This window comes from Streptomyces albiflavescens, assembly GCF_014645835.1.
Lineage (GTDB): Bacteria > Actinomycetota > Actinomycetes > Streptomycetales > Streptomycetaceae > Streptomyces > Streptomyces albiflavescens.
On record NZ_BMMM01000005.1, the window covers coordinates 409,517 to 433,380 of the forward strand.

At 69.1% G+C, this 23,864-nt stretch carries 22 protein-coding genes and 5 pseudogenes; 18 read left to right on the top strand and 9 right to left on the bottom strand.

Annotation, left to right across the window (positions count from 1 at the left end; genetic code table 11):
* Nucleotides 1-59: 59 nt before the first annotated feature.
* Nucleotides 60-533, bottom strand: coding sequence for a hypothetical protein (locus IEY95_RS17030; RefSeq protein ID WP_189186859.1), 474 nt, complete (start codon nucleotides 531-533; stop codon nucleotides 60-62).
* Between the two features lie 310 nt (nucleotides 534-843).
* Entirely contained in the window at nucleotides 844-2,079 is a 1,236-nt protein-coding gene (locus IEY95_RS17035) for an IS701 family transposase (RefSeq protein WP_189186860.1), read from the bottom strand.
* A gap of 162 nt (nucleotides 2,080-2,241) precedes the next feature.
* On the opposite strand from IEY95_RS17035, the gene IEY95_RS17040 reads away from it, so the two are divergent.
* Nucleotides 2,242-3,006: an SAM-dependent methyltransferase gene (locus IEY95_RS17040; protein WP_229703042.1), complete on the top strand. Its 765-nt coding sequence runs from the start codon at nucleotides 2,242-2,244 to the stop codon at nucleotides 3,004-3,006.
* 13 nt (nucleotides 3,007-3,019) lie between these two features.
* Here IEY95_RS17040 and IEY95_RS17045 read toward each other — a convergent pair.
* Nucleotides 3,020-3,945, bottom strand: a protein-coding gene (locus tag IEY95_RS17045; protein ID WP_373294477.1) for an IS5 family transposase whose coding sequence is annotated in 2 segments (ribosomal slippage) — nucleotides 3,020-3,609 and nucleotides 3,609-3,945 — 927 coding nt in all. Because the reading frame shifts where the segments join, the coding sequence is not laid out codon by codon here.
* Nucleotides 3,946-4,002: 57 nt separating this feature from the next.
* Here IEY95_RS17045 and IEY95_RS17050 point away from each other — a divergent pair.
* The 3 genes and pseudogenes from IEY95_RS17050 to IEY95_RS17060 all read left to right on the top strand — a co-directional run.
* A pseudogene (locus tag IEY95_RS17050) lies at nucleotides 4,003-4,278 on the top strand (transposase); the annotation flags it as partial.
* Between the two features lie 37 nt (nucleotides 4,279-4,315).
* Complete coding sequence (locus IEY95_RS17055) at nucleotides 4,316-4,807, top strand: cupin domain-containing protein (protein WP_189186861.1); 492 nt, start codon at nucleotides 4,316-4,318, stop codon at nucleotides 4,805-4,807.
* Between the two features lie 122 nt (nucleotides 4,808-4,929).
* Nucleotides 4,930-5,769, top strand: a complete 840-nt coding sequence (locus IEY95_RS17060; RefSeq protein WP_189186862.1) for an aldo/keto reductase — start codon at nucleotides 4,930-4,932, stop codon at nucleotides 5,767-5,769.
* 82 nt (nucleotides 5,770-5,851) lie between these two features.
* Here IEY95_RS17060 and IEY95_RS17065 read toward each other — a convergent pair.
* Nucleotides 5,852-5,980, bottom strand: a pseudogene (locus IEY95_RS17065) (IS5/IS1182 family transposase); the annotation flags it as partial.
* Nucleotides 5,981-6,062: 82 nt separating this feature from the next.
* Between IEY95_RS17065 and IEY95_RS17070 the strand changes: the two are divergent.
* Together IEY95_RS17070 and IEY95_RS17075 are read left to right on the top strand one after the other, a co-directional pair.
* The gene (locus IEY95_RS17070; protein ID WP_189186863.1) at nucleotides 6,063-6,338 is read left to right on the top strand and encodes a hypothetical protein; all 276 of its coding nucleotides are present in this window, start codon (nucleotides 6,063-6,065) and stop codon (nucleotides 6,336-6,338) included.
* Nucleotides 6,339-6,533: 195 nt separating this feature from the next.
* On the top strand, nucleotides 6,534-8,675 hold the full coding sequence (locus tag IEY95_RS17075) for a serine/threonine-protein kinase (RefSeq protein WP_189186864.1): 2,142 nt from the start codon (nucleotides 6,534-6,536) through the stop codon (nucleotides 8,673-8,675).
* Between the two features lie 89 nt (nucleotides 8,676-8,764).
* Here IEY95_RS17075 and IEY95_RS17080 read toward each other — a convergent pair whose 3' ends face one another.
* Together IEY95_RS17080 and IEY95_RS17085 are read right to left on the bottom strand one after the other, a co-directional pair.
* The gene (locus tag IEY95_RS17080; RefSeq protein WP_308429314.1) at nucleotides 8,765-9,688 is read right to left on the bottom strand and encodes an immunity 49 family protein; all 924 of its coding nucleotides are present in this window, start codon (nucleotides 9,686-9,688) and stop codon (nucleotides 8,765-8,767) included.
* A gap of 304 nt (nucleotides 9,689-9,992) precedes the next feature.
* Nucleotides 9,993-10,535: a GNAT family N-acetyltransferase gene (locus IEY95_RS17085; RefSeq protein WP_189186865.1), complete on the bottom strand. Its 543-nt coding sequence runs from the start codon at nucleotides 10,533-10,535 to the stop codon at nucleotides 9,993-9,995.
* A 20-nt stretch (nucleotides 10,536-10,555) separates the two neighbouring features.
* Between IEY95_RS17085 and IEY95_RS17090 the strand changes: the two are divergent.
* A pseudogene (locus tag IEY95_RS17090) lies at nucleotides 10,556-10,987 on the top strand (helix-turn-helix domain-containing protein); the annotation flags it as partial.
* Nucleotides 10,988-11,035: 48 nt separating this feature from the next.
* Here IEY95_RS17090 and IEY95_RS17095 read toward each other — a convergent pair.
* The gene (locus IEY95_RS17095; protein ID WP_189186968.1) at nucleotides 11,036-11,422 is read right to left on the bottom strand and encodes a hypothetical protein; all 387 of its coding nucleotides are present in this window, start codon (nucleotides 11,420-11,422) and stop codon (nucleotides 11,036-11,038) included.
* 257 nt (nucleotides 11,423-11,679) lie between these two features.
* Between IEY95_RS17095 and IEY95_RS17100 the strand changes: the two are divergent.
* The 9 genes and pseudogenes from IEY95_RS17100 to IEY95_RS17140 form a co-directional block, all read left to right on the top strand.
* Nucleotides 11,680-11,811 (top strand): annotated as a pseudogene (locus IEY95_RS17100) (ABC transporter); the annotation flags it as partial.
* 343 nt (nucleotides 11,812-12,154) lie between these two features.
* Entirely contained in the window at nucleotides 12,155-13,585 is a 1,431-nt protein-coding gene (locus IEY95_RS17105) for an MFS transporter (RefSeq protein ID WP_189186866.1), read from the top strand.
* Nucleotides 13,586-13,677: 92 nt separating this feature from the next.
* Nucleotides 13,678-15,249, top strand: a complete 1,572-nt coding sequence (locus IEY95_RS17110; RefSeq protein ID WP_189186867.1) for an FGGY family carbohydrate kinase — start codon at nucleotides 13,678-13,680, stop codon at nucleotides 15,247-15,249.
* 74 nt (nucleotides 15,250-15,323) lie between these two features.
* A complete protein-coding gene (locus tag IEY95_RS17115; RefSeq protein ID WP_189186868.1) occupies nucleotides 15,324-16,997 on the top strand; it encodes a glycerol-3-phosphate dehydrogenase/oxidase in 1,674 nt (557 codons plus the stop codon).
* A complete protein-coding gene (locus IEY95_RS17120; RefSeq protein WP_189186869.1) occupies nucleotides 16,994-18,547 on the top strand; it encodes an FAD-binding oxidoreductase in 1,554 nt (517 codons plus the stop codon). The genes IEY95_RS17115 and IEY95_RS17120 overlap by 4 nt, the downstream gene beginning before the upstream one ends.
* Nucleotides 18,548-18,589: 42 nt before the next feature.
* Nucleotides 18,590-19,252, top strand: coding sequence for a glycerol-3-phosphate responsive antiterminator (locus IEY95_RS17125; protein WP_189186870.1), 663 nt, complete (start codon nucleotides 18,590-18,592; stop codon nucleotides 19,250-19,252).
* Between the two features lie 6 nt (nucleotides 19,253-19,258).
* Nucleotides 19,259-19,561 (top strand): putative quinol monooxygenase, encoded by a 303-nt coding sequence (locus IEY95_RS17130; protein ID WP_189186871.1) that lies wholly within the window; start codon nucleotides 19,259-19,261, stop codon nucleotides 19,559-19,561.
* Between the two features lie 100 nt (nucleotides 19,562-19,661).
* The gene (locus tag IEY95_RS50705; RefSeq protein ID WP_373294485.1) at nucleotides 19,662-19,838 is read left to right on the top strand and encodes a group II intron maturase-specific domain-containing protein; all 177 of its coding nucleotides are present in this window, start codon (nucleotides 19,662-19,664) and stop codon (nucleotides 19,836-19,838) included.
* A 109-nt stretch (nucleotides 19,839-19,947) separates the two neighbouring features.
* Nucleotides 19,948-20,529: a maleylpyruvate isomerase N-terminal domain-containing protein gene (locus IEY95_RS17140; RefSeq protein WP_373294478.1), complete on the top strand. Its 582-nt coding sequence runs from the start codon at nucleotides 19,948-19,950 to the stop codon at nucleotides 20,527-20,529.
* A 292-nt stretch (nucleotides 20,530-20,821) separates the two neighbouring features.
* On the opposite strand, the pseudogene IEY95_RS17145 reads toward IEY95_RS17140, so the two are convergent.
* Nucleotides 20,822-20,976, bottom strand: a pseudogene (locus IEY95_RS17145) (IS5/IS1182 family transposase); the annotation flags it as partial.
* Nucleotides 20,977-21,536: 560 nt separating this feature from the next.
* Nucleotides 21,537-21,752 carry a hypothetical protein gene (locus IEY95_RS17150; protein ID WP_189186873.1) on the bottom strand — a complete coding sequence of 72 codons (216 nt, stop codon included), beginning with the start codon at nucleotides 21,750-21,752 and terminating at the stop codon, nucleotides 21,537-21,539.
* 747 nt (nucleotides 21,753-22,499) lie between these two features.
* Here IEY95_RS17150 and IEY95_RS17155 point away from each other — a divergent pair.
* Both IEY95_RS17155 and IEY95_RS17160 read left to right on the top strand, forming a co-directional pair.
* Nucleotides 22,500-22,823 (top strand): hypothetical protein, encoded by a 324-nt coding sequence (locus IEY95_RS17155; RefSeq protein ID WP_189186874.1) that lies wholly within the window; start codon nucleotides 22,500-22,502, stop codon nucleotides 22,821-22,823.
* Nucleotides 22,824-23,146: 323 nt separating this feature from the next.
* Nucleotides 23,147-23,851: a VanZ family protein gene (locus IEY95_RS17160; RefSeq protein ID WP_189186875.1), complete on the top strand. Its 705-nt coding sequence runs from the start codon at nucleotides 23,147-23,149 to the stop codon at nucleotides 23,849-23,851.
* Nucleotides 23,852-23,864: the final 13 nt, after the last annotated feature.

Below are 23,864 nucleotides of genomic sequence, written 5' to 3' on the forward strand. Positions count from 1 at the left end.
GAAAGCGGCAATGACCGTATGGGCGGTGGTGGGCAGGGCTTGCGCGGCGCCGGGTTCGCTCAGCCCTGCTGCGAACCCGGCGGCGGAGGGGTTCCCAGCGTCACATCCCCTACCTGCCAGGCAGCAACAGAACCACGGTCGGCTCGGATCTCCACGTTCCCGCCGATGGCCTGTCCACCATCTCGCGTCGCCACTGTGCCGGTGACGGGGTGGGCATCGAGCAGGGCACGAAGCGCCTCGGCGGCGCGCTCCCGATCGTGATCACGCAGGCCCTCCAGTACCGCCCCGAAGCGCTCCTGCCATACCGCCTGTTCGCGGAGCCGGACGAGATCGATCTCGCCGTCGCCGGCAGCCGCAAGCGCATCCGCGCTGCGGTCCAGCCGGTTCAGCACCATGCGCATCTCATTCGCGTCGTCACGGCCGAACCACCGGGCCACCGCCTGCTGGAGCCCCTGCCATGTACTGGTTCCCGCTGCTTGCACCACAGCGGTACCCCCTGCCGCAGCCAGTGCCGTCAACGCCTCAGCCAGCATTCCCTGCCGTCCCCTCGTTCGCGCGGCCTCCACCGACCGCGACCGTAACGCCGTATTCCTGAGAATCCCCAGCCCTTTCACCAAAGACACACCCCACCACAGCCACGCCCTGTTCGGCCAAGGGCTCGATCGGGCGAGGCGGCCACCCCGTCACGCGGCCCGATCATCCGGGCGGCGACTAGTAGTGCTTCGTTAGGTTCTGGGCTGTCTGTGGCTGCTTCGGGGGCTGGGCCGGGGCGTCCGCAGGTGGTGCAGGTACCGGTCCAGCACCTCAGCAGGTCCTGAAGGGCGTCGAGGACCTGGTAGAGGGTCAGGCCGGTGTGCGGACTTTTGGGTCGAGCCGCCTGAGGGCGAGGAATGCATGGGCGGCGGTGACGAGGGTGACGTGGTGGTGCCAGCCGCGCCAGGTGCGGCCCTCGAAGTGGTCCAGTCCGAGGCCATGCTTGAGCTCGCGGTAATCGTGCTCGATCCGCCAGCGCATCTTGGCCCACCGCACCAGGTCAGCGGCCGGTGTGGTGGCGGGCAGGTTCGATATCCAGTAGTCCGTCGGAGTGTCCTGGCCCTCCGGCCATTCGACGAGGAGTGTCTGGAGGGGCAGGACGCCGTCCCACCGGTTGCGGCCGCCGCCCGCCTCCTGAGCTGCGGCCAGGGACTGCTTGCCCGCGGGCCGCACTGTCAGCACCGCGAACCGCGAGGTCATCGCGCCTTTGCTGCCCTGCCTCCAGGTCACCTCGGTGAACCGCTCCGCACCCGCCTGGGCTGCGAGGACGCAGACGGCTCGCGGTGGCGTGCGGTAGCGGGGAAGGGTAGGCGGTCCGAGCCCGCCGTAAGCAGGCTGGTGCGGCTGGGCATCCTCGGGGTGGGCGACTTCCTTCCCGTTCAGGGCCAGGACATAGGACAGTCCCCGTTCCTCGAGACCGAGCCGGAACGGGGTGCTGACGCCGTAGCCGGCGTCAGCGACCACGACCGGCGCCTTCAACTGCCACTGGGCGAGTGTGTCCAGGAGGCCGAGCGCGAGACGCCACTTCTCCCGGTGGACGACGTCGTCGGGCACTCCTGCCCTGCGGCATCGGTCCGGCTCGTCCGTCCACTCACGCGGCAGATACAACTGCCACTCCAGCGGGCACGAGGCGGTGTCGGTGGCGCCATGGACACTGACCGCGACCTGGCAGTTCGCCCGTTTGCCGACCGCCCCGCAGTACTGGCGGGCCACCCCGACCGACGCCTTCCCGCACTTGGGGAACGACACGTCATCGATCACCCACACCTCGGGCCTGACAACTGCGGACAGCCGCTCGGCGATCCGCTGCCTGACCGGAAGCGGATCCCACGGCGACTGGTTCACGAACTGCTGCAGGGCCTGCATGTTTCCGTCCGGCAGACGCTCGGCCATCGGCTGGATCGACTTGCGCCGGCCGTCGAGCATCAGCCCCCGCAGATAACACTCGCCCCACCGCCGCTGATCCCGCCGCGGAAACGACCCGAATACATCGGCAACGAACTCCGCCAACTCGCCCCGGAGCCGTTCCACTTCCCCCAACCTCACTCCGGGAAGCTGCCCACGATCAACCGAGATCACCCAAAGTAACGAAGTACTACTAGAGCCTGTCCGGTCGATCTTGGCGTCAGCTGGGCCGGGTGCTGGTCCGTGGGTGTGCCTCGTAATTCGGTTGCGGGAAGGCCCGCGGTCCGCTTGGGTCTGTCTGTTGTGACGGCGATTGAGGATCTGGTGCGCCCGGAGCGGTATCCGCTCTCGTCCAAGTACGACCCGGTGTGGCTGCTCGATCTGGAGATGGGGCCGAACCCGCTGTGGATGCTGGAGGACCTGGCCCGGGAACTGGAGCTCAGGCCGGGGATGCGGGTGCTGGACCTCGGGTGCGGCAAGGGCGCGACCTCGGTGTTCCTGGCCAGGGAGTTCGGGGTGCAGGTGGTGGCCGCCGACTGGTGGATCGCGGCAGAGGACGCCGCGGCGGTGTTCGCCGAGGCCGGTGTCGCCGACCGGGTCGCCGCCGTACACGCCGAGGCGCATGCCCTGCCGTTCGCGAAGGAGTACTTCGACGCGATCGTGAGCATTGACGCGTTCGAGTACTTCGGCACCGCGGACTCCTACCTGCCCTACCTGCTGCGGTTCCTGCGCCCCGGCGGACAGGTGGGGGTGGCCACGCCGGGGATGACCCGGGAGGTGCGCGAGCTCGGCGCGATCCCGGCGCACATCGAGAGGCTGTTCGGGTGGGAGGCGATGGCGTGGCACACCCCGCAGTGGTGGCGTTTCCAGTGGGAGATCACGAAACTGGTGGACGTGACCTGCGCACGCCTGCAGGAGCACGGCTGGCGTGACTGGCTGGCCTGGGAGCGGGCCCTGGCGGAACACCGGCCGCAGAACCTGGCCGAGTACCTGGCCCGGATCGAGGTGCTCACCATCGACGGCGGCGAGTTGCTCTCCTTCGCCATCCTGGCCGCGCGCAAGCGCTGAGGCGCCGCAGACCTCATGTGCGCAGCCAGACGGCGACGGCTGCCAGGGTGGCGGTGCCCAGGTAGACGTAGCCGCGCCTGTCATACCGGGTGGCCACCGCCCGGAATTGCTTGAGCCGATTGATGCAGCGTTCGACGGTGTTGCGCTTCTTGTAGCGTTCGACGTCGAACCTCGGTGGCCGCCCGCCGCGTGCTCCTTTGCGCAGGCGGGCGGCGCGAAAGTCGGACTTTTCCGGGATGGCGTGGCGGATGTGTCGCCGCCGCAGGTAGCGGCGAATGAGGCTGTTGCTGTACGCCTTGTCGGCGGCCACCGTGTCGGGCTTGTGCCGGGGCCGACCGATGGAGCGCGGTACCCGGATCTTCTCCAGCACCGCCTGCAGTTGCGTGCAGTCGGCGCGCTGGCCGGGGGTGATCAGGAGCGAGAGTGGTCTGCAGCGTCCGTCTGCACTCAGGTGGATCTTGGTGGTGAACCCGCCCCGTGAGCGGCCGAGTCCCTCGCCTGGCGCGCCACCTCCACCAAACGGTCGCACAAGCTCAGCCGGGCTGCTTCGCCCGCCAGTTCGCTGCATGCGTCCCCCTTGAGAACCGGCGACGGGGGCATGGTGCGAGCACCGGCAGCGTGCTGGTGTGCACGCACGGCCGTGGAGTCGACGGAGATCTCCCAGTCGATCTGGCCAGCCGCATCGGCGACGGCCTGGATCTGCTGAAGCAGATACTCCCACGTGCCGTCTGCCGACCATAGCCGGTGTCGTTCATAGACCGTCTTCCACGGGCCGTACCGCTCGGGCAGATCGCGCCAGTGCACCCAGGTTCGGATCCGGTGAAGAACACCGTCGATCACCTGCCGGTGATCGCGCCACCGACCACACCGTCCATTGCTGACCGGCAAGAACGGGCGCACCCGTTCCCACTCGGCATCTGTCAGATCACCCCGCTCCATACCAGGAGCAACGAGCGCTGCGACCCCATGTCACATGATCGGCCGGACAGGCTCTAGGCGTACGGTCCAGGCCGCAATCGGCGCTACCTGCGACGCAAGCAGATCGAACACACCATTCCCGAACGCAGCGACCAGCGTGCCAACCGCCAGCGCCGAGGCAGCGCGGGTGACCGGCCCGCAGGCTTCGACCGCACGATGTACAAGCACCGTAGTGAAGTAGAGCGAACGATCAACGCCCTCAAGGGCTTTCGGGCTGTGGCCACCCCCTTCGACAAGCGAGCGCATGTCTTCCACGCCACCGTGACCGTTGCTGCCGTACGCCTCTGGCTCCGCTCAGGCCCCCGGGCCATCTCTGGGCCACAATGCCTCCATGACCGATCAGCAGGCCCGCACTCCCGCCCGACCGTTGCTACGCCGCCCCCAGGACGGTGAACTCATAGACGTCGCCGGTGTCGCGCACTTTTTCCGGCTCACCAGCGAGCACACAGGCGGGCACTTCGCCTTCGAGGAGTTCAGCCTCGCCCCTGGCACCATGGGTGCCAGACCACACGTGCACGACGGACACGACGAGTACTTCTACGTTCTTGAGGGCGAGTTGACCCTCCACACGGGAGACGGCGAGGTGACGGCGGGCCCCGGACATCTGCTCGCCGCCACTCGCGGCACCCCGCACGGATTCCGCAATGCGGGCCCGCTCCCCGCACGCGCCCTGTGCCTCTACACCCCCGCCGGCTACGAAAACTACTTCCGCGACGTCCACGCCGCCGTGAGCGCCGGGGCCGAGGCGACCGACGAGTTGCTGGCCGACTTCCGTAGCCGTCACCGGACCAGGTCCCATCAGGTTCCCTCGGACTGGCCTTAGGACTTGTCTCTTCGATCAGATAGCTGTTGTCCTGGTTGGTGCCCGATTCTTGCCGGTGGACGGTTGTCTGGCCAACTGCACTGTTAGCGTTGGCCCTTGAGCGAGGGGGAGAAGACAGACACGTGACATCGGCTGCGTATTGTATCGGCGGAGATCTGGAAGTACGGCGGCTGGGGTTCGGGGCCATGCGCTTGCCGACGGAACCGGGGCCGGCCCACGAGGCCTCTCTCGCGGTCGCCCGGCGGGCCGTCGAGCTGGGCGTCACGCTGATCGACACCGCCTATATGTATGGCTGGGGAGCCAACGAGGAACTCCTGGCCGAGGCCTTGCACCCCTACCCGGATGGACTGCTGATCACTACCAAGGTTGGCGTTGCCCGATCGGGCGCCTCCGGCGAGTGGAAGCTCGATGGACGGCCGCCTGTCCTGCGCGCTCAGGTCGAGCAGGCCCTGCGCCGACTGCGCGTCGAGCGGATCGAGCTGCTTCAGCTGCACCGCATCGACCGCGAGACGCCGCTCGCCGACCAGGTGGGCACGCTGCGGGACCTGCGGACCGAGGGCAAGATCGGCCGGATCGGGCTGTCCGAGGTCACCGTCGACGAACTCAATCAGGCACGGGAGATTGTCGACGTCGCGAGCGTGCAGAACCGATACAACCTGCTCGACCGCGAGCACGAGCCCGTGCTCGCGGCCTGCGAAGCGGCAGGGATCGCGTTCCTGCCGTGGCGCCCTGTCGCCTGGGGGGAGACGGGGGCGAAGGCGGAGATCGCCGCCGTGGCGGCCGAGGTTGACGCCACCCCCACGCAGGTTGCCCTCGCCTGGCTCCTCGGCCGCTCCCCGGTCATCCTCCCGATCCCCGGTACCGCCCGGATCGATCACCTGGAGGAGAACCTCGCTGCGGAATGTCTCGAAATGACCCCGGTGCACCGCGATCGCCTCGACCGACTGCCCGAGGTGGCATAGGGCTCCGTCTCTTCGGTCATGACCGAAGCCCGATGAGGACTGAGGCGTCGGTGACGGTGCCCTGGAAGACGTATCCGCGCATGTCATAACGGGTTGCGACAGCTGTGAACTGTTTCAGCTTGTTGATCGCCCGCTCAACGGTGTTGCGTTCCCTGTACCGGTCCTTGTCAAAGCCCGGCGGGCGTCCGCCGGGTGAACCTCGGCGCAGGCGGGCAACCTTGTGCAGAGCGCCTGGAAGCCGTCGGCATTGAAGTGCCGCCGAGCACTAAGCATGGGGTGTCAGCCGCGTCGGCTTGGACGCCGCGGACGTGCGCAAGGTCGCCGATCACGCCGCCGAACACCGCAACGTCCTGGACGAGATCACCGAACCCGGCTGCTCACGGGCCACCTGTGGACCGTTCACGATCCAGGGCCTGGAGCAACAGAATGCAATGCCGACCGCGGATCTCGCCGAATCGAACAGCCGGGCCGCGGACCTGACCCGCAGCCTTGCCGAGACAGTACAAACCGTCGAATCGCTCCGGGTCGCACTGCGCAAGACCATCCGTCCCGGCACCAATCCATCATGAACACCATGGCACACAGCGTGTCATCTGCCCTGCCAGGAGCTCGTCCGGGACAGCGCGCAGTGGAACTGCCGTACGGAGGACGGGCGTTGCGTCCCCGCGCTCTGACCGCCCCGATGGCCGCCTGACGCGTACACAGCCAGTACACGGCGTATACGCTCCCTCTGGCGACAGTACGGCGGACAGGGGGAGCACGGGGTGCAGGCGCTGCGTGAGACGGATCCGCGCCGGATCGGCCCGTACGAGGTACTCGGCAGGCTCGGAGCGGGAGGCATGGGCGAGGTGTATCTCGCCGAGTCGCGGACCGGGCTCCGCCTCGCCGTGAAGGTGGTGCGGGCCGAGCACGCCGAAGACCGCACCTTCCGCGCCCGGTTCCGTCAGGAGGTACGGGCCGCGCAGACCGTCGGCGGCACCGGGACGTACACCGCGCGGGTGGTCGACGCGGACACCGAGGGCGAACGGCCGTGGATGGCCACCGAGTTCATCGACGGCCCGAACCTGCGCGAGGCCGTCCTGGACGGCGGTCCGCTGCCCGAGGACGCGGTCCGCGTGCTCGCGGCGGCGCTCGGCGAGGCGCTCGCCGCGATCCACGCCAAGGGCATGGTCCACCGGGACCTCAAGCCATCCAACATCCTGCTCGCGCCCGAAGGTCCGCGCGTCATCGACTTCGGGATCGTATGGGCGCTGGAGGCGACTGCGCTGACCACGACCGGGACCATCGTCGGCTCGGTCGGTTACGTCTCGCCGGAGCAGATCCGCAACGGTGCCGAGGTGGGGCCGCCCAGCGACGTCTTCTCGCTGGGGGCGGTCCTCGCGTACGCCTCCAGTGGGCGTGAGCCCTTCGGCGAGGGCCGGGATTCGGTCATCCTGCTGCGGATCCTGACCCGGGACTTCGATCTGACCGGGGTGCCGGAGCCGGTGCTGCCGCTGGTGGAGTCGTGCCTGCGGGAGGAGCCCGGGGAGCGGCCCACTCCCCGGGAGGTGGTGGCGGCCGCGGGGCACGACGCGGGATCGCTACAGGCGGGCGTGTGGCCGGGATGGTTCACCGGCGATGCCGCTCCCGAACCGTCCGGCAGCGGTGAGCGATGGGTGCCCGCGTGGGAGTCGGCGGAGCGGGAGAGCCGGGTCGAGTACGTCGCGCCGGTGACCCTCACGGACGTCCCGGCCTCCGAGCCGCCTCACGTGCCGCCGTCCCGGCGCGGCCTCCTGCCAGCCGCGGTGGGAGGCGCCGCGGTGGTCGCCGGTGCGGGGGCGGGCGGATGGCTGTGGCTGCGCGACCGGGGGGACGACAAGGCCGGAGCGACGGGTTCCCCGGCCGGGCCGCGGTCCACGGGGGTGCGCTGGGAGTACGGGACAGGAGGGCTAGGGGGCCGCGGCGCGTGTGCGGCGCTGTCGCCCGACGGGAGCCGGCTGTACGTCGGAGGCATGGACGGCGCACTGCACGCCGTCTCCCCGAACGGCAGGAAGCTCTGGAGCGTCAAGCTGCGCCGGCCGGTGTTGTCTCCCCTGGCCACGGCCGACGGCGCGTACTGCCTGACCGCGGGCAACGGGGAGGGGGCTGCCGAGCTGTACGCCGTCGATCCGCGGGGCAGGGTGCGCTGGAAGCGGACGATCGACGGGGGCGGCAGCCAGTTCCCCGTGGCCGCGGGGGACCTCGTACTGGTGACGACCGGCACGGAGAGCAGGGGCAGCGTGCGCGCGTACGCCCCCGACGGCAGCGTGGCCTGGGAGGCGCCGACCCCGGCTGGGCCGACCAGCGAGCCGGCGGTGGCCGGCGGTTCGGTGTACGTCGGCACCTTCGGGAAGAGGCTGGTCGCGCTGGATGCCAAGGACGGGACGCGGACCTGGGCGGTCCGGACCGGACGCAACACCGGGCGGCCCACACGCATCGGCGACACGCTGGTTGTCGCTTCCGGGGATGGCGAGTCGGGGTGGGAAGAGATGTTCCTGCACGGCTTCAGCCTTGCGGGCAAGCAGCTGTGGAAGACGAGCAAAGACGACATCGGCGGCGGGAGGTACTTCACCTCCGCCCGCTTCGGCGACCTCGCCGTCGCTTCGGGCCAGGGCAGCGTGGTGGCCCTCAACCCGGCCGCCGGGTCCACGTCATGGATCTTCAAGGGCGGCGGCGACGCCTCGTCGTACAGCGACCCGACGGTCTTCGGGGACACCGTCTACGCCTGCCTGGGCTCGCGACTCTACGCCCTGGACCGGCTCGGCAGGCAGCGTTGGAAGATCGGCTTCGAAGGACCGGAGTCCGGGTCGACCCACCGCCCCCTCGTCCACGGCGGACGCGTCTACGTCGCCACGGACCGGGGCATCGCCGCCCTCGAGAAGAGCTAGAGAACAGAGCTGGCGAGGCCCAGCTGCCCGCCGCGCGTGTGCTGCCCGGTGTCGCAGGTCAACTCCGGGGAGCTGCGCCCGTAGGCGGCTCAGCCTCTGACAGAGGGCGCGCCTTCCGGAGCACTTGTCAAGGCCTGCGGCAGGTAGTCAGATCGGACGCGCAAGTCCCAGCCGTGTACCTGGACTGCCAGAGCGGCCAGGGCGATCGTCTTCTGCGGCAGGAGGCTACAGGGTGCCGCATCGGAGGGTGCGCTCTCGCGGTGCTGGACAAGACGATGCGCCAGAGCCCGTTCGAAGGCTGCCTGGTCATCCTCCAGCAGCACGCGCAACAGCTGCTGATCCGGCGTCAAGGAGCCGAGCGCTTTGAAGCGCAGCGCGGCATCGAGTCGCTCGTCGACCTCCGGCATGCACAACGTCACCGAGGGCCAGTCCCGGGGCAGATGCCCACGGGCCTTGGTGAGGTAGCAGGCCAGGGTGTCCATCTCCACCAGTTCGGCCGGATCCGACTTTGATTCCAGCTTCGAGTACGGCGCCCCGTCGTCGATCGCGGGCGCGTGGTCACGCAGCAGCAACCCGATCACACGGTCCCGTTCCCAGATCATGCCGCTGATCACGCACAGAGCGAACGCGTCCAACCAGTCCCCTGCGGTGGATGCGTGCTCCACCACGGCCTCGAAGTCCTTGTCCTCGCTGCTGATGCTCTCGTCAATGAGAGGAAAGAAGATCTCTTGATCGCCGTTGGGATAGAGGCCGAGCTCCAAGAATCCCAGGGAGCACTCCGCCGCGGTGCGCAGGACGATGCGTGACTGAACGGCGCTGAGCTGAGGGTCCGTCACCGTGCTGGCAGCGACGTGGTCGAGGAGGTCGTCACGCATCGCCGTCAGCTCCTCATCGGAGTAGCAGTCGTACTGCATCGTGTGCCAACGACGACGGGCCCGCCACCGAATGTCCTCGAGCGCCTGCTCGATCCGCTGCTCACTCACGTCATGCCGGGCTACATCCTTGATCGTCATGCGCGTCATCCTGACAGCTGCCACTGACATCACCGGGACCCAGCCGTGACCACACTCGAACGCATGACTCGACTCTGCATAGCCCAAATACGGCTTATGGGCTTGGTGTATCGCCGACGCACTGGGCTGTGGTTACTTCCCACGCCCACGGAGTAGACGACATACACCAGATCCGCGCCAGGCGTACGCGCGCCAGAGGGCGTCCGAGGGAGACTGCGGTCATGACGGTCACGAGGGTGTTCAAGCTCGCCCACCGGACTCGTACAGGGCGCCGATGATCAGTATCGCGGCCTCGTTGCCGCCATCAACGAGTGGTTGTGACGTACTGGTCCGACGACAACTCGAACACCCGTACTCGCCGGCAGCAGGTGGGATTGACGGTCTCACGGACCGGATGCATCCCCAGTTTGGTCATGATCCGTTCGGAGGCGTCGTTGCCCACTTGAGTGATGCTGACGATCCGCTCCAGCCCTCGCTCTTCGAACCCGAACCGTACAGCGGCCGCAGCGGCCTCGGTGGCCAAGCCCTGCCCCCAGTGGGAACGTCCCAACCGCCAGCCGACCTCAACCGCCGGCAGTACCTCCGGCAAGAAGTCGGGCACCGAAAGGCCGGTGAACCCGGCCAGCTCGCCAGTGGACCGGATCTCCACGGCGAACAGACCGAAGCCCTGTGACTCCCACTCGCTCTCCCATGCCTGGACCCCGCTGCGAGTCTGCTGTTCGTCACGGACGCTGCCGTCACGGATCCACCGCATGACCTCAGGGTCGGCATTGACGGCAGCCATGGGCGCAACGTCTTCCTCGCGCCAGCGACGCAGGATCAAACGGGGAGTCTCAAGCGTGACCATCCAATCATTCTGGATCACAAATGGGCTCTCCGCCATCCTCACCAGGCACTTTCGATACACGCCCTGGTCTTCCGAGTCAGGAGTTGCGTTCAGATGTGCAGGGTGACGGGGTGGCGCGTACTGGACGGCCGAAGGCCGAGTTAGTTCTGTCGGATGAGGAACGGGCTGCGCTGGAGGGCTGGGTGCGGCGCCGTTCTACGCCGCAGGCTTGGGCCCTGCGGTGCCGCATCATCCTCGCGTGCGCGAGTGGGGCGTCCAACAAGGACGTGGCCGCCCAACTCGGCTCAACACCGCACGCGGTGGGGCGCTGGCGGGCGCGGTTCGTCGAGCACCGGATCGCCGGCCTGGGTGACATGCCGCGTTCGGGCGGCCCGAGAACGGTCACCGACGAACAGGTCGCCGCGGTGGTCACCAAGACGCTGGAGAGCACGCCGAAGAACGCAACTCGCTGGTCGACGAGGGCAATGGCCAAGGAGATGGGCCTGTCGCAGTCGATCGTGTCACGGATCTGGCGGGCGTTCGGCCTCCAACCGCACCGCTCTCAGACGTTCAAGTTGTCGACGGACCCGTACTTCGTCGACAAGGTGCACGACGTGGTGGGCGGTGGAGGTCACCGTCGTCGGCGCGTCCGTCGGCACGCTTGCGGGGGCCTGCGCGGACCCGTCCTGCGCGGAGGCTTCGGCCTTGGTGAAGCCCTTGCCCGCGTTCTTGACCCGTTCCATGCCGGCGCGGACGCCGGGAGTGAGGACCGGGTGGACGGCGAGACGCCCCAGGGTGGAGACATCCGTGTTCGAGGGGGCGTTGACGCGGGTGACCCCGGTGCCCTTGGTGCGTGGAGTGCCGGTGGGGTGTCCGGTGAGGAACACTCGGCCGGCCGCACCCTGCATCAGGTCGAGGTCGCCGAGCTTGCGGGAGGCGATGACGGCCGCCTTGCCGTGCCCCGTGAACAGTTCGGCGTGCGCGGTGGATTCGTTGGTGCGGTCGACGAAGGTGATCCGCCCGTGTGCGGCCGCCAGGCACTTACGGGCTTTCCTCGCGGGCCCAGTGCTTCGTCAGGGTCGGCATGGACCGTCGACCATCGGTACATGGACGCGTCCAGGGTGGGGCCGTCGTTCCACTGTTCGGCCAACTGGTGGAGACGCTTCGTGCGCGCGACCTCGCGATGACCCTGGTCGGCAACCCGCGGATCATCTTCCTCGACGAGCCGACCACCGGCCTCGACCCGCGCAGTCGCCACACCATGTGGCAGATCATCCGCGAGCTCGTCTCCGACGGCGCCGGCTTCCCCCTCCTCCGGCACCGGAACCTGCTCAGCTGACTCACACTCCGTCACCACCGAATCTGCGACAGGGCCGTTCGTTGGACAGACCCCACCCGCCTGCGCCTCGTACTGGGCACCCGTCACGTTTCGGTAACCTGGCTGAAACCCTTGACGTTTCTCCTGACTCGTTCTTAACCTCACTGCACAGCGTAATTGGCAGTTCCAGCAGTTCACTTGCTGCGGCGCTTTCCGCAGTGTTTTGACAGGCATAGACACAGACCACCTGTCGGTGGCTTCGTCATGCCTTTTTCTGTGCCTCCCCCCGTGCCGCCGATGGGTCTCCCTCGAAGGCGGATTCATGGCACAACATCCGAGCGTCAGGGGCGTCGCCGACGTCGTTGCGCTTATTGATGGGCTGGGAAAGATCACCGGCCGGGCGCGGGTCATCTGGTTCCTTGTGTTCGGCGGGCTGTTCCTCGACGCCTACTCGAACGCGGCGCTGAGCGCCGGTCTGGGACCGATGACGTCCCAGATGGAGCTCACCACCACCCAAGTCTCGATCCTCACGGCCACTGCCCCGGCGCTGGCGATCATCTTCAACCCCTTCGGTGGCTGGCTCGCCACCCGCATCGGCCGCGTTCCCCCGCTGCTCATCGCCAAGGTGTTTGCGATCGCGGGTGGCCTGGTCGCCGCGTTCGCCGGTGACTTCACCGTCGTCTGGCTCGGCCGGGTCCTCGTGGGTGTCGCGTACGGCATGGACTTCGCGGTCGCCATGGCACTGCTCGCCGAGTACACGCCCGCGAAGCTGCGCGGCCGGCTCAACCTGTGGCAAGCCGTCTGGTACATCGCCACCACCAGCAACCTCGCCCTGGCCCTGGTCTTCTTCAACCTGGACGTCGGCGCCGACATCTGGCGCTGGTCGGTCGGCTCGGCCGCAGTCGTCGCCGTCGCGCTGCTGCTGAGCCAGGCGCTGATGCTCAAGGAGAGCCCAACCTGGCTGGCCAGCAAGGGCCGGCTGGACGAGTCCGTCGCCAACCTGGATCGGATCTACGGGATCAAGGCCGTCGTCGGTACGCCCGACGCGGTGACCCGCACCGCAGCCGAGGCACCCGCCATCGGGTTCCGCCAGGCCGGGCTCCTGTTCAAGGGCGAGTACCTGCCGCGCACGATCCTCTCCTCGGTGATCTCGCTCGGGCAGTCGATGCAGTATTTCGCGGTCGGCTGGTACCTCCCGCTGATCAGCCTGGCGATCTTCGGCGAGAGCTTCGAGAAGGCCACCATCGGCTCGCTGGTGTTCAATGCCTTCGGTATTGCGGGCGGGCTGCTGTCCGCGTACTTCGGCCGCCGCGTCGGGCTGCGGCTCAGCTCCGCTGCCGGTTTTGCCGGGGTCTTCGTGGCCCTGGTGGCGATGGGGCTGACCTTCGAGAAGGTGCCCACGGCCGTGGCGTTCCTGCTGCCGGTGCTGTTCATCCTCTGCCACTCGGCGGGCCCCGGCGCCAACGGCAAGTCCATCGCCGCGCTCTCCTACAGCAGTGACGTCCGCGCCCTGGGCACCGGCGTCACCGGGATGATCGGCAGCTTCGGCAGTGTCGCCGGCCTGTACGCCTTTCCGCAGATCAAGGACTCGCTCGGACTCGCCGGCACCTTCCTGGTGTTGTCCGTCGTACCGCTGATCGGCCTGATCACCTGCCTGATGATCAAGTGGGACCCGACGAAGGCCGCCTCGCCCGACAAGGTCGCCGGCCAGGACCGCGACATCACTGCGGCGCCCTCCGTGACTGCGCGCTGACCCCCCGCCGGACCTGGCTACCGCGCGAAGGTCCCCTCCCCTCCGTATCCCTCCGCACGGCTCGCTCGCGATGCTCGAATGAAAGGGCTGCCATGACGCAGACGTTCCCCGGCGCCTCCCCACGGCGTGGTGTGCTGTCCATCGACGAGGGCACCACGGGCACCAGGGCCGGAGTCGTGCTCGACTCGGGCGCCACCCACGAGGTGTTCTACCGGCCGCTCAAGGTCAGCCATCCGAATGACCTCTCGGTCGAGCAGGACCCGATGGAGATCTGGACCGCCACCGTCGAGGTGGCGCGCCGGGCCGTCGGCGGGGCACGCGAGGAGGGCATCGAGATCACCTCGGTCGCGCTGTCCACACAGCGGGCCACGGCGATGCTGTGGGACCGGGTCACCGGGCGGCCTCTGCTGCCCGCGGTGGTGTGGCAGGACCGCCGGTATGCGCACGAGCTCACCGCCTACGAGGCGGAGTGGGACGCCGTCCTGCTGGCCCGGCAGGGCCGGCCGGTCGGCGCCCGCGCCCCGTTCCTCTGGGCGGCCCGGCAGATCGCCGCGCACCCGGAGGTGGCCGAGGCACACCGGGCGGGACGGCTGCTCTTCGGCACCGTCGACACCTGGCTGATCTGGCGCCTCACCGGTGGCGTCGTACACGCCACCACCCCGACCAACGCCGCGTCCACCGGCGGCTACCTGCTGGAGCGGCACGTCTGGGACGAGGAATGGATCGGCCGCTTGGGCTTCCCCCTCGACCTGCTGCCGGAACTCCGCTCCGACGACACCGGTTTCGGCACGACCGACCCGGCCGCCCTCGGTATCGCCGTCCCGCTGGCCGCCTCCATGGGCGACCAGCACGCCGCACTCGTCGCGCTCGGCGGTCTCGACGCCGGGCAGGGCATGTGCATGTACGGGACCGGCGCGTTCGTCGACGCGGCGACCGGTACCACGCCCGCCCTGCCCCGGCCGGACATCTCCGGGGTGCTCGCCCAGCCCGGCCGGCGGCAGGGCGGCATCAGCCACTACAGCCTGGAGGCGTACACCTCCACCGTGGGTTCGACGCTGCGCTGGCTCTGCGACGATCTGGGCCTGTTCGCGTCGCCGAAAGAGCTCGGTGAGGAAGCGGGCCGGGTCCCCACCCGGCCGGGCCGCACCCCGCGTCTCGTCCCGGCGTTCGCCGGGGTCCGTACGCCGGTCTGGCACCCGGAGGCCACCGCGTCGCTCACCGGGCTCACCCTGGCCACCACTCGCGCCGACCTCGCACGCGCCGTGCTCGACGGGATCGCGCACTCGGTGTGCGACCTGATCGACGGGGTCGTCGACACCATGGGCGCCCCGTTCACCCGGCTCCGGGTCGGCGGCGGCGTCTCCGGCAGCGACCTGCTGATGCAGATTCAGGCCGACCTGACCGGCCTGCCGCTGGAACGGGTCTGTGACTCCGCCTCCGCGAGCCTGCGCGGCACCGCGTATCTGGCCGGGGTCGCCCAGGGCCTGTGGTCCTCGCTCGAAGAGGTCGTCGAGGCGCAGCCTCAGGGCCGGGTCTTCGAGCCGTCGATCACGACGGCCGAGCGCACCGAACTGCGCACCGCCTGGCGCGATGTGCTGATCGCCCATCTGAACGACCCCGCACTGCTCCCCCTGAAGGACCCCGAACCTCACACCCCCCGCTGACGGCCCCTCGCCGTCGCACCGGCGCCCGTATCCGACCACGCGGCCGCCGCACCGAAACACCAGGAGTTGATGTTGTGATCACCATGCCCGCCCGGAAGCCGCGGCGCAGCGCCGCGGCGACCCGCCGAACGCCACTGCTGCTTGACCGGGCAGCCCTCAAGCACCGGCTGGCCGACGACACGTACGACGTGCTCGTCATCGGCGGCGGCATCACCGGGGCGTATGCCGTGCTCGACGCCGCCTCGCGCGGGCTGCGTGCCGCGCTCATCGAGAAGGACGACTTCGCATCCGGTACGTCGTCGAAGTCCTCGAAGATGGTGCACGGCGGCCTGCGCTACATCGAGCAGGGCAACGTCAACCTGGTCCGCCACTCGCTCCTTGAGCGTCACCGCTTCCGCAAGAACGCCCCGCATCTGGTGCATCGGCTGCCGTTCCTCTTCCCGATCCTGGAGAAGGAGGGCATCTTCGACGCCCGCCTCGCCAAGGGCTTCGAAGGTCTGCTGTGGACGTACGACCTGGTCGGCGGCTGGCGGATCGGCAGGCTCCACCAGCGGCTCACCGTCCCCGAGGTCCTCGCACAGGCGCCGACGCTGCGCGCCGAAAACCTCAAGGGCGGGCTGATGTACTTCGACGCCCGCACCGATGACGCCCGCCTCGTCCTCACGATCGTCCGCACCGCCGCCGCGCTCGGCGCGACGGTTCTCAACGGTGCCAGGGCCGAGGGTCTGCTGATGCAGATGGGCAGGGTGGCCGGTGCCCGGGTCTCGGCGGACGGCGACACCATCGACATCCGCTCGCGGGCCGTCGTCAACGCCACCGGGGTGTGGGCCGACGAGCTCGACGCGAAGGCGGACGACGGTCACAAGCCGCAGGTACGGCCCGCCAAGGGCGTCCACGTCGTCGTGCCGTGGGGCAAGGTGCGGATCAACTGCACAGTGACCGTGCCGATCCCCGGCCGAGCCCGCCGCGCGACCTGCACCCGCTGGGGCAACAGCGTCGTGCTCGGCACCACGGACGAGGACTACCAGGGCTCCCCCGACGACGTGCACTGCACCCGTGAGGAGATGGACTTCCTGCTGGAGGGCGCCAACACCGCCTTCGAGGGGAAGCTCACCCCGGACGACGTGGTCGGCTCCATCGGCGGTCTGCGTCCGCTGGTCGGCGGCAAGGAAGGCGCCACCCTCGACATGCGCCGCGACCACCACATCACCGTCGGCCGCACCGGCATGGTGACGGTGACCGGTGGGAAGCTCACCACCAGCCGGCACATGGGTGAGCTCGTCATCGACGAGGTGATGACGGTCCTCGGCCGCAAGGGGAAGAGCCGCACCACCGACCTGCCGCTCCTCGGCGGTGCCGGTTACGACGCCGAGGCCGTCGCCGCGTCCGGCGGCATCGCCGCGCACCTGGGCGAACGCTTCGGCACCGAGGCCCGCTTCGTCGGCGACCTCATCCAGGACGACCCGTCGCTGGCCGAGCCGATCGTCGCGGGACTTCCGTACACGAAGGCGGAGGTCGTGTACGCGGCCCGTGCCGAGCTGGCCCGGTCGGTCGACGACGTCCTCTCCCGCCGCACGCGCGCCCGGCTGTTCGCCCGGGACGCCTCCGTCGACGCCGCCGAGGCCGTCGGCGCGATCCTCGGCCAGGAACTGAACCTCACGGAGGCGGAGGTCGAGCGCTCGGTCGCCGAGTACCTCGCAGCCGTCCGTCACGAAAAGTCCGTACTTCTCGAAGGGGCAGCAGCATGATCAGCCGTCAGACCATCACCCACCCGTTCAACCGGGGCAACTACACCGTCGGCGCCCCCAGCGTCGCCAAGTGGGCGCAGAACACCCCGATCGGCGACGGCGAGGCCGCGCTCCAGGTCGACCCGGTCGAGGTCCCGGAGTCCGTGGTCGAGGCGCTGCGCGAGGCCGCGCACGCGGTGCACACCTCCCACGAGGAGGTCGTCACCCGGACTCGTGACTGGTGGGCCGGTTCGATGATCGGCGAGACCGAGGGCCGTCCGGCGACGCCGAACGCCGTGATCGTCGAGGCGGCCGACGCCGACCAAGTCGCGGCCGTGCTGCGCATCTGCCACGAGGCCGGCATCCCGGTCACCCCCTCGGCGGGCCGCTCCAACGTCACCGGCGCCGCGCTCCCCGTCTTCGGTGGCGTCGTCCTGGACGTGTGCGGGCTGAACCAGATCATCGCCTTCGACGCCGAGTCGAACATCGTGGACGTCCAAGCCGGCATGTTCGGCGACCTCTTCGAGAAGCAGCTCCAGGAGGAGTACGGCGTCACCACCGGCCACTGGCCGTCCGCGTTCGCCGTCTCCACCGTCGGCGGCTGGATCGCCTGCCGCGGCGCCGGTCAGCTCTCCACGCGGTACGGCAAGATCGAGGACATGGTCGTCGGCGTCGACGTCGTGCACGCGGACGGCACCCGGGCCACATACGGCGACTACGCCCGCGCCGCGATCGGCCCTGACTTGCGCCAGCTGTTCGTCGGCTCCGAGGGCACCCTCGGCGTCATCATCTCGGCCCGGCTGCGGGTTCACCCGCTGCCGGAGTACGCGAGCGCCGCCGCGTACGGCTTCAAGACCTTCGCGGAGGGCCTGGACGCCTGCCGCAGGATCATGCAGCGCGGTGCCACCCCGGCCGTCCTGCGGCTGTACGACACCCTGGAGTCGGGCACCCACTTCGGCCACCCGGAGACCAACCTCCTGCTCATCGCCGACGAGGGCGACCCGGCCATCGTCGACGCGTCGGTCAAGGTGGCGAAGGAGGTCTGCGAGGAGTACGGCCCCGAGCTGGACAGCCAGGCCGTCTTCGAGCGCTGGCTGGACGAGCGGATGTTGGTCGGCAAGTCCGCCGACGGCTTCAAGCCGGGTCCGGGCTTTGTCGCCGACACCCTGGAGATGGCTGCGTCCTGGACCGACCTCCCGTTGATCTACGACGAGGTCGTCGCCGCGATTCAGGCGGTGGACGGCACCCTGGCCGCCTCGGCCCACCAGTCCCACGCGTACACCGACGGCGCCTGCGTCTATTTCTCGCTCCGCGGAAACGTGGCGCCCGAGTCACGGCGCGACTGGTACCGCAAGGTGTGGGACGCGGCCAACGCCGTGCTCATCAAGCACGCCGCGGTGCTCAGCCACCACCACGGCTGCGGCCTGCTGCGCGGTCCCTACCTGGAGGAATCCCTCGGGACGGGCTTCGCGACGTTCGTCGCGGTGAAGAACGCCCTGGACCCGGCCGGCATCCTCAACCCTGGCAAGCTGGGCCTTCCCAGCCGCTTCGGTACGTCTCCGCTGAGCTGACCTCAGCTGCCACCGACCCTCGACCCCAGGTAGGCCCTTGCCATGACTCCTTCCCCGTCCCGGTCCGGTGCCCCCATCGATGCCCGGCTGGCCTCCGCACTGGCCGAGGTCCCGGTCATCGCGTCGGTCGTCACCCCCCAGCCGCTGCGGCAGTTCCTGACCGCACCGGCCAAGGTGTGCATCGTCGCGTCGCTCACGGTGGGGCAGCTGCCCCAGGTCGTGCCGGCGCTGTGCCGTGCGGGGAAGACCGTGTTCGTGAACGTGGACAGCAGCCCCGGTCTGGCCCAGGACCGGGGCGCGCTGGAGTTCATCAAGAGCATGGGCGCGCACGGCGTGGTCAGCACCCGGCTCTCGCTGATAGAGAAGGGCCGGCCGCTCGGCCTGCTGACGATGATGAAGGTGTTCGTCACCGACCGGTCCAATCTCCGCCGCTCCACGGACGCGGTCTCGCGCGGGGCGCCGGACCTGGTCGAGATCATGCCCGCCCCGATCGTCGCCCGGATGAACGAGCAGGCACTGCGCGCGATGTCCCCGTCGGTCGCCGCGGGCTTCGTGGAGACCCCCTCGGACGTGGCGCTCGCACTGGCCCTCGGGTCCGTTGCCGCTGCCACGTCCGACCCCCGCCTCTGGCACCTGCGCCGGGACCAGCTGCCTCCGGTTCCGCCCACCGCTCTGAAGAGGCCTGCCGCGCCATCCCAGGAGTAAGCCGCCATGTCATACGTCGTCGTCGCCCGTTACCACACCAAAGAGGGCGAGGAGAACACCGTCCTCCCCCTGCTCGACACCATGGCCGCCGCGTCCCGCCAGGAGCCGGGCAACCTCGCCTACCGCGTCCACCAGGGCACCGAGGACCCGCGGGCGATCCTGTTGTACGAGGAGTACGTCTCGGAAGCCGACTTCACCGCGCACTGCGCCACCCCGCACTTCCAGGAGATCGTGCTCGGCAAGGTCGTCCCGCTGCTGGACAGCCGTGACGTGCTGCGCTGCGCCCCGCGTCCGGAGGTACGGGTATGAAGACCCGTGCGGTGGTGCTGCGCGGCGTGTCGACCGCCCGCCCCTACTCCGCTGATCAATCGGCTGCTTGCACGAGATCTCCTGGTCCTCCTTCTCCGGGATGACCGATCTTTCCTTCAAGGAGCTTGCCCGCAGGATCAACCCTGTCGTGGCCGGCTGGATCAATTACTACGGCCGGTTCGGAGATCGCCCGTCGATTCCCCCGCATGTTCGCGCACTGGCGCTGCACCGTCGCAGCCGTGATGACATGACGAACAGAACGACAAGAGCCGTGTAACGGGAGACCGTTACGCACGGATCTGTGAGAGCCGGGAGGTGAGATCAGAATGAGGACACCGCATCATCCGAGGGCGCATGGCCCGTGCCACGCGCCAGCCGCGTCGGCTATGAAAATCGCTGTCCGGTTGCCGGAGCACAGTGATAGATATCCGGAGTGCAAAACACTCTGGACTTCCCCGACCTGCTCACTGCGGGAGGCCGGCCCGGATCGCGGTTGCTGGGCGTGGTGGGGTAAGTCGCAGTCGCCGCAGACCTGCGCTGCCGCCGCCCGACGCCAGCTCCACGAGATCGCGGTGCACACCTACGACGCCCAGCTCACCCTGGGCGCCCCGCAGCCGCTGCCGGACGAGGTGGCACTCGACGGTGTCGAGGAGTTCCTGTCCACCATCTGCACAACGACGGTCGCCTGGCGGCACGAGCCCGCTGCCGTCGATTACCACGCCACCGAGGGCCGCTCCTGGCGCAACCGGCTCTCCGACGACGGCGCACGGGCCGCCCGCCTGCCCACACCCGGCACGATGCCCGCCACCGCCGCCGACGAGGACCCGGACGCGGCCGACGCCTCCGCCCGAGGCACGGCCAATGAGCTGGTCCTCGCCCTCTACGACCGTATTCCGTTGGACTCCCTGAAGCTCGACGGCAACCGACGTCTCTTCGACCAGCTCGTGGCCTGGGACCCGGAGCGGTAGAGCGTGACGGTGCGCCACCTCGTCCGCCCCGAGGGCAGGCCTCCGGCCAACGGCTACAACCACGCCGTGGCGGCTCGGGTGCGCTGATCCCGATCTCCGGCCAAGTTCCCCTGGATGCCTCGGGCCAGGCCGGCTCACTGCTCCAAGGCAGCGTGCTGGCACCCTGGTTCCGGGTCGGGGTCGACACCCTGGCCGTGCTCGCCGAGCCGTAGGCCGGTTCACCTCTGCCTCTGCCTCTGCCTCTGCCGGCCTGGCCGCATGTGCTCTGAAACCACATGGACCGGCGACCGTCTCAGGATGAGGTACGCAGGCGGCGGAGGCAGATGAGGCCGCAGGCGAGTTCGAGCAGGCCCTGGTGGAGGTCGGCGCGTCGTTCGTAGCGGATGCGGAGTCGTTTGAACTGGTGCAGCCAGGCGAAGGCCGGTTCTTTCACGAGCGGGTAGATCCTTTTCCCGGCAGATTCGCCTGCGACAGGTAGGCCACGACCCGCCGCAGCCTCGTTCTCCTGCTCCAGCAGTTTGATTCGACGACGCGCCTCCCGCAGTTCCGTGTTCTCCTGCGTGGTCGTTCCGGGCTTCACACCGTCGTCGATGCCCGCACGGCGCATCCACTTGGACAGCGTCATCGCATGGACACCGAAGTCGGCGGCCACCTGCTCCAGCGTCAATCTTCCCGGCGCCGGGGTCTGCTGCACGATCGGGTGACATCTGAACTGGCTTGCCCCGTGGGGCGGGTCGGAAGGATGTCGCTGTGCCGAAGCCGTATCCGGAAGAGTTCCGCGAGGATGTCGCGCGGGTCGCGAGGAACCTCGGTCCGGGTAAGCTCCCGCCCCGCCGGCTCCGGCGGATCGTAGACCCTACGTACACGGAACTCCGGATCCGGCTCCATCTCGTCCTCTCTCGGACGGTTGACAGCCCAAGCCCGCTCGTGGCCTCCAGGCAGCCGCGCAGTCTGACCGGCCCCCGGTCGAAGGCTGCGCCCGTGTGCCCCCGGCGAATCGGTGGTGTCTAGTCGCGGACTTGGCCAAGGACGCGGCGAGCTGCCTCAGCCTCCGCCGCCGGCGGGGACACCTCGTCGAGGACGTCGAGCTCGTCGTCGCCCTCCAACTCCCGCTCCCAGGCCGCGGCGAGGCGCTCCTGCTCCTCCCTCGGTTTGGCTGCTACGGCCTCTCGGTCGTCAGGTCCCAAGGCCGCCAGGAAGCGCGCGACCGAGTCGTTCGGCATGCTTAACCCCTCATCGTCGGCTTGGTGCTGGTCCTCGCTCAGCATGGTCAATCGGCTCGACGACTGCCGCCCGACACAGCCGCAGCACACTCGGATGGCCCCGGCCGGCAGTACAACAACGTCGGATGGGGTCCTCGCCAGACGAGTGGCTTGGCCCCCTCTCTCCTACTCCCGGGGCGCCAAGCCAGACGGATCATTTCTGGGGCAACGGGCTGTCGTTCCAAAGCAAGCGATCAATGACCTCGCCGAATCTGTTGTGGCCGGTCTTCAGAGCGACCAGCATGGGCCGGCGGCCCATGAGCTGGTCAAGGTCGTCGCGAGATGCCAGGTTCTGCGCCGAAGGCGCACGCCCGCTCCAGCGGCCGGGCAGCGGGTGTTCGCCTTCGGTGATGAGCTGGTCGGCGCGGCCGGTGTCGCCGAGGTCCGGCCTCGTCCAACATCTGAGCGAGCAGGTGGAGAGCTCAGGCTCGTTCAGGTGCTCCGCGGGAGGTGCGCCTCCAAAGACGGGCGGTCCACGGGCCGAGCCTGGGTGAGTGTCAGGTCCATCATGCCTGCTCGGAGGCCGTTGCGGTAGGACGGAGCGCACGTCCGTTCGGGCTTGTCGCAGGTGCTGGTCCCCCCGCAGACTCGTCGTCATCCACTCTCCGGCGTTCGTGCCGGCATCCGCTCTCGGTTGCCGGCGCGTTCGCTGTGCTGTCTCGTCGTGCGACGGGCGCGGGTCGGGAGTAGGGGAATGAAGGGGGATCGGTGGATCAGGACATGGTTGTGCTGGCGAGGGTCAAGCTACTCAGCGCCAATCGACGGGTGGTGCGCGGTGCAGAGGGGCTGTGGATTTACCGCCTTCTCACACAGGTCGAGCCGGAGGTGTACGGGTCAAAGCTGGCGTACGTCCTGGTGGAGGCCAGCGCCTCACCTCTGGTACGGGAGATGCCGGGGCAACGGCTGGCGCTGTTGGACGAGGCGGTGACAGTGGCGACAGCCCTCGGCGTCGCGAACCCCTACCGGGCGAAGGTATTGGCGAGGGCACTGGCTGCCAGGCGGCGGGAGTTGGAGAGCCGCCCGGCGACGTAACGGACTCACGGAGGCTCCGGGTGGGCCCGGAACCTTCCCACGTCTGGTCCAGCAAGAGCTGGGCCAGACGTCTCCCGTTCCCTCTCTACTTGGTGGCGCGGTCTACCGGGCCGGGGACCTTGAACGTGACGTGCCAGTCGCTCACCGATCGGGTTGTTGCCTCCTGCCCTGCTCTTGTTCACTCTGGGCTGGCGCTACCACCAGCGGCGGGACCATCTCACTGCCAGCCTGCGCCAGTTCCTTGATGCCGGGGATTCCGTGTATCGCGGGCGTATCGAAAATCGCATACGTCACCGCAACAGCCCGCCGTCTCCAATGGGGGCATGAACCACAACGCATCGCTGTCGGCATCGCCCCGCCGCACGCGCAGGATCGTGCTCTTCGGCCTGGCGATCCTCGGCATGGCGAGCGCCGTGTTCGTCGTGCGGCGGCCGCTCATGATGTCCGCTCCGATGTGCATGGCCGGGCGGTGGCACGGCTGCTTCGACACGTTCAACGGTGTGGTGCTCATGACGTTGGTCGCGCTGCCGTTGGCCGCACTGGTGGTGTGGGCTCTGGCGCGCCGTCGGCGCGTTGCCGGTGTCACATCGGCGTGGCGGATGTCGCTGGCCGAGGTGGGCATGGTCCACGGGACGGTGCCGTTCCTATGGCTGACCATGATGCCGGGCGCCGGGGCCGGCACCGTCCCCAACCGGGTGAGCCTGGTACCGCTGCGGGACCTGGTCACGATGGGGCCGCTCGGGATCGTCGGCAACCTGCTGGTCTTCGCGGCGCTGGGGTTCTTCGCCCCGATGCGGTTCGCGGCGCTGGCGTCCGTGCCGCGGATCCTGGCGCTCGGGGCGGGCTGCTCGGTCCTGGTCGAAACCGCACAGTACGTCCTGCGCCTTGACCGGGTGTCCTCCGTGGACGACGTACTGGTCAACGCCGCCGGCGCCGTGCTGGCCGCGCTGGCGTCGCGCCGCTGGTGGCGCACCGCGACGGAAGCGCCGTCGGACCAGCCCCGCCCCGTGCCGGCACCGGCAGGCTGAGTCGCGTGTCCGG

What these genes read in the sequence shown, in the direction of transcription:
- IEY95_RS17030 (WP_189186859.1), bottom strand. Translation starts at nt 533, where the DNA reads ATGCTGGCTGAGGCGTTGACGGCACTGGCTGCGGCAGGGGGTACCGCT.
- IEY95_RS17055 (WP_189186861.1), top strand. Translation starts at nt 4,316, where the DNA reads ATGACCGATCAGCAGGCCCGCACTCCCGCCCGACCGTTGCTACGCCGC.
- IEY95_RS17080 (WP_308429314.1), bottom strand. Translation starts at nt 9,688, where the DNA reads ATGACGATCAAGGATGTAGCCCGGCATGACGTGAGTGAGCAGCGGATC.
- IEY95_RS17085 (WP_189186865.1), bottom strand. Translation starts at nt 10,535, where the DNA reads ATGGTCACGCTTGAGACTCCCCGTTTGATCCTGCGTCGCTGGCGCGAG.
- IEY95_RS17095 (WP_189186968.1), bottom strand. Translation starts at nt 11,422, where the DNA reads ATGCAGGGTGCGGCCGGCCGAGTGTTCCTCACCGGACACCCCACCGGC.
- IEY95_RS17105 (WP_189186866.1), top strand. Translation starts at nt 12,155, where the DNA reads ATGGCACAACATCCGAGCGTCAGGGGCGTCGCCGACGTCGTTGCGCTT.
- IEY95_RS17110 (WP_189186867.1), top strand. Translation starts at nt 13,678, where the DNA reads ATGACGCAGACGTTCCCCGGCGCCTCCCCACGGCGTGGTGTGCTGTCC.
- IEY95_RS17120 (WP_189186869.1), top strand. Translation starts at nt 16,994, where the DNA reads ATGATCAGCCGTCAGACCATCACCCACCCGTTCAACCGGGGCAACTAC.
- IEY95_RS17125 (WP_189186870.1), top strand. Translation starts at nt 18,590, where the DNA reads ATGACTCCTTCCCCGTCCCGGTCCGGTGCCCCCATCGATGCCCGGCTG.
- IEY95_RS17130 (WP_189186871.1), top strand. Translation starts at nt 19,259, where the DNA reads ATGTCATACGTCGTCGTCGCCCGTTACCACACCAAAGAGGGCGAGGAG.
- IEY95_RS50705 (WP_373294485.1), top strand. Translation starts at nt 19,662, where the DNA reads ATGACCGATCTTTCCTTCAAGGAGCTTGCCCGCAGGATCAACCCTGTC.
- IEY95_RS17140 (WP_373294478.1), top strand. Translation starts at nt 19,948, where the DNA reads ATGAAAATCGCTGTCCGGTTGCCGGAGCACAGTGATAGATATCCGGAG.
- IEY95_RS17150 (WP_189186873.1), bottom strand. Translation starts at nt 21,752, where the DNA reads ATGCCGAACGACTCGGTCGCGCGCTTCCTGGCGGCCTTGGGACCTGAC.
- IEY95_RS17160 (WP_189186875.1), top strand. Translation starts at nt 23,147, where the DNA reads ATGAACCACAACGCATCGCTGTCGGCATCGCCCCGCCGCACGCGCAGG.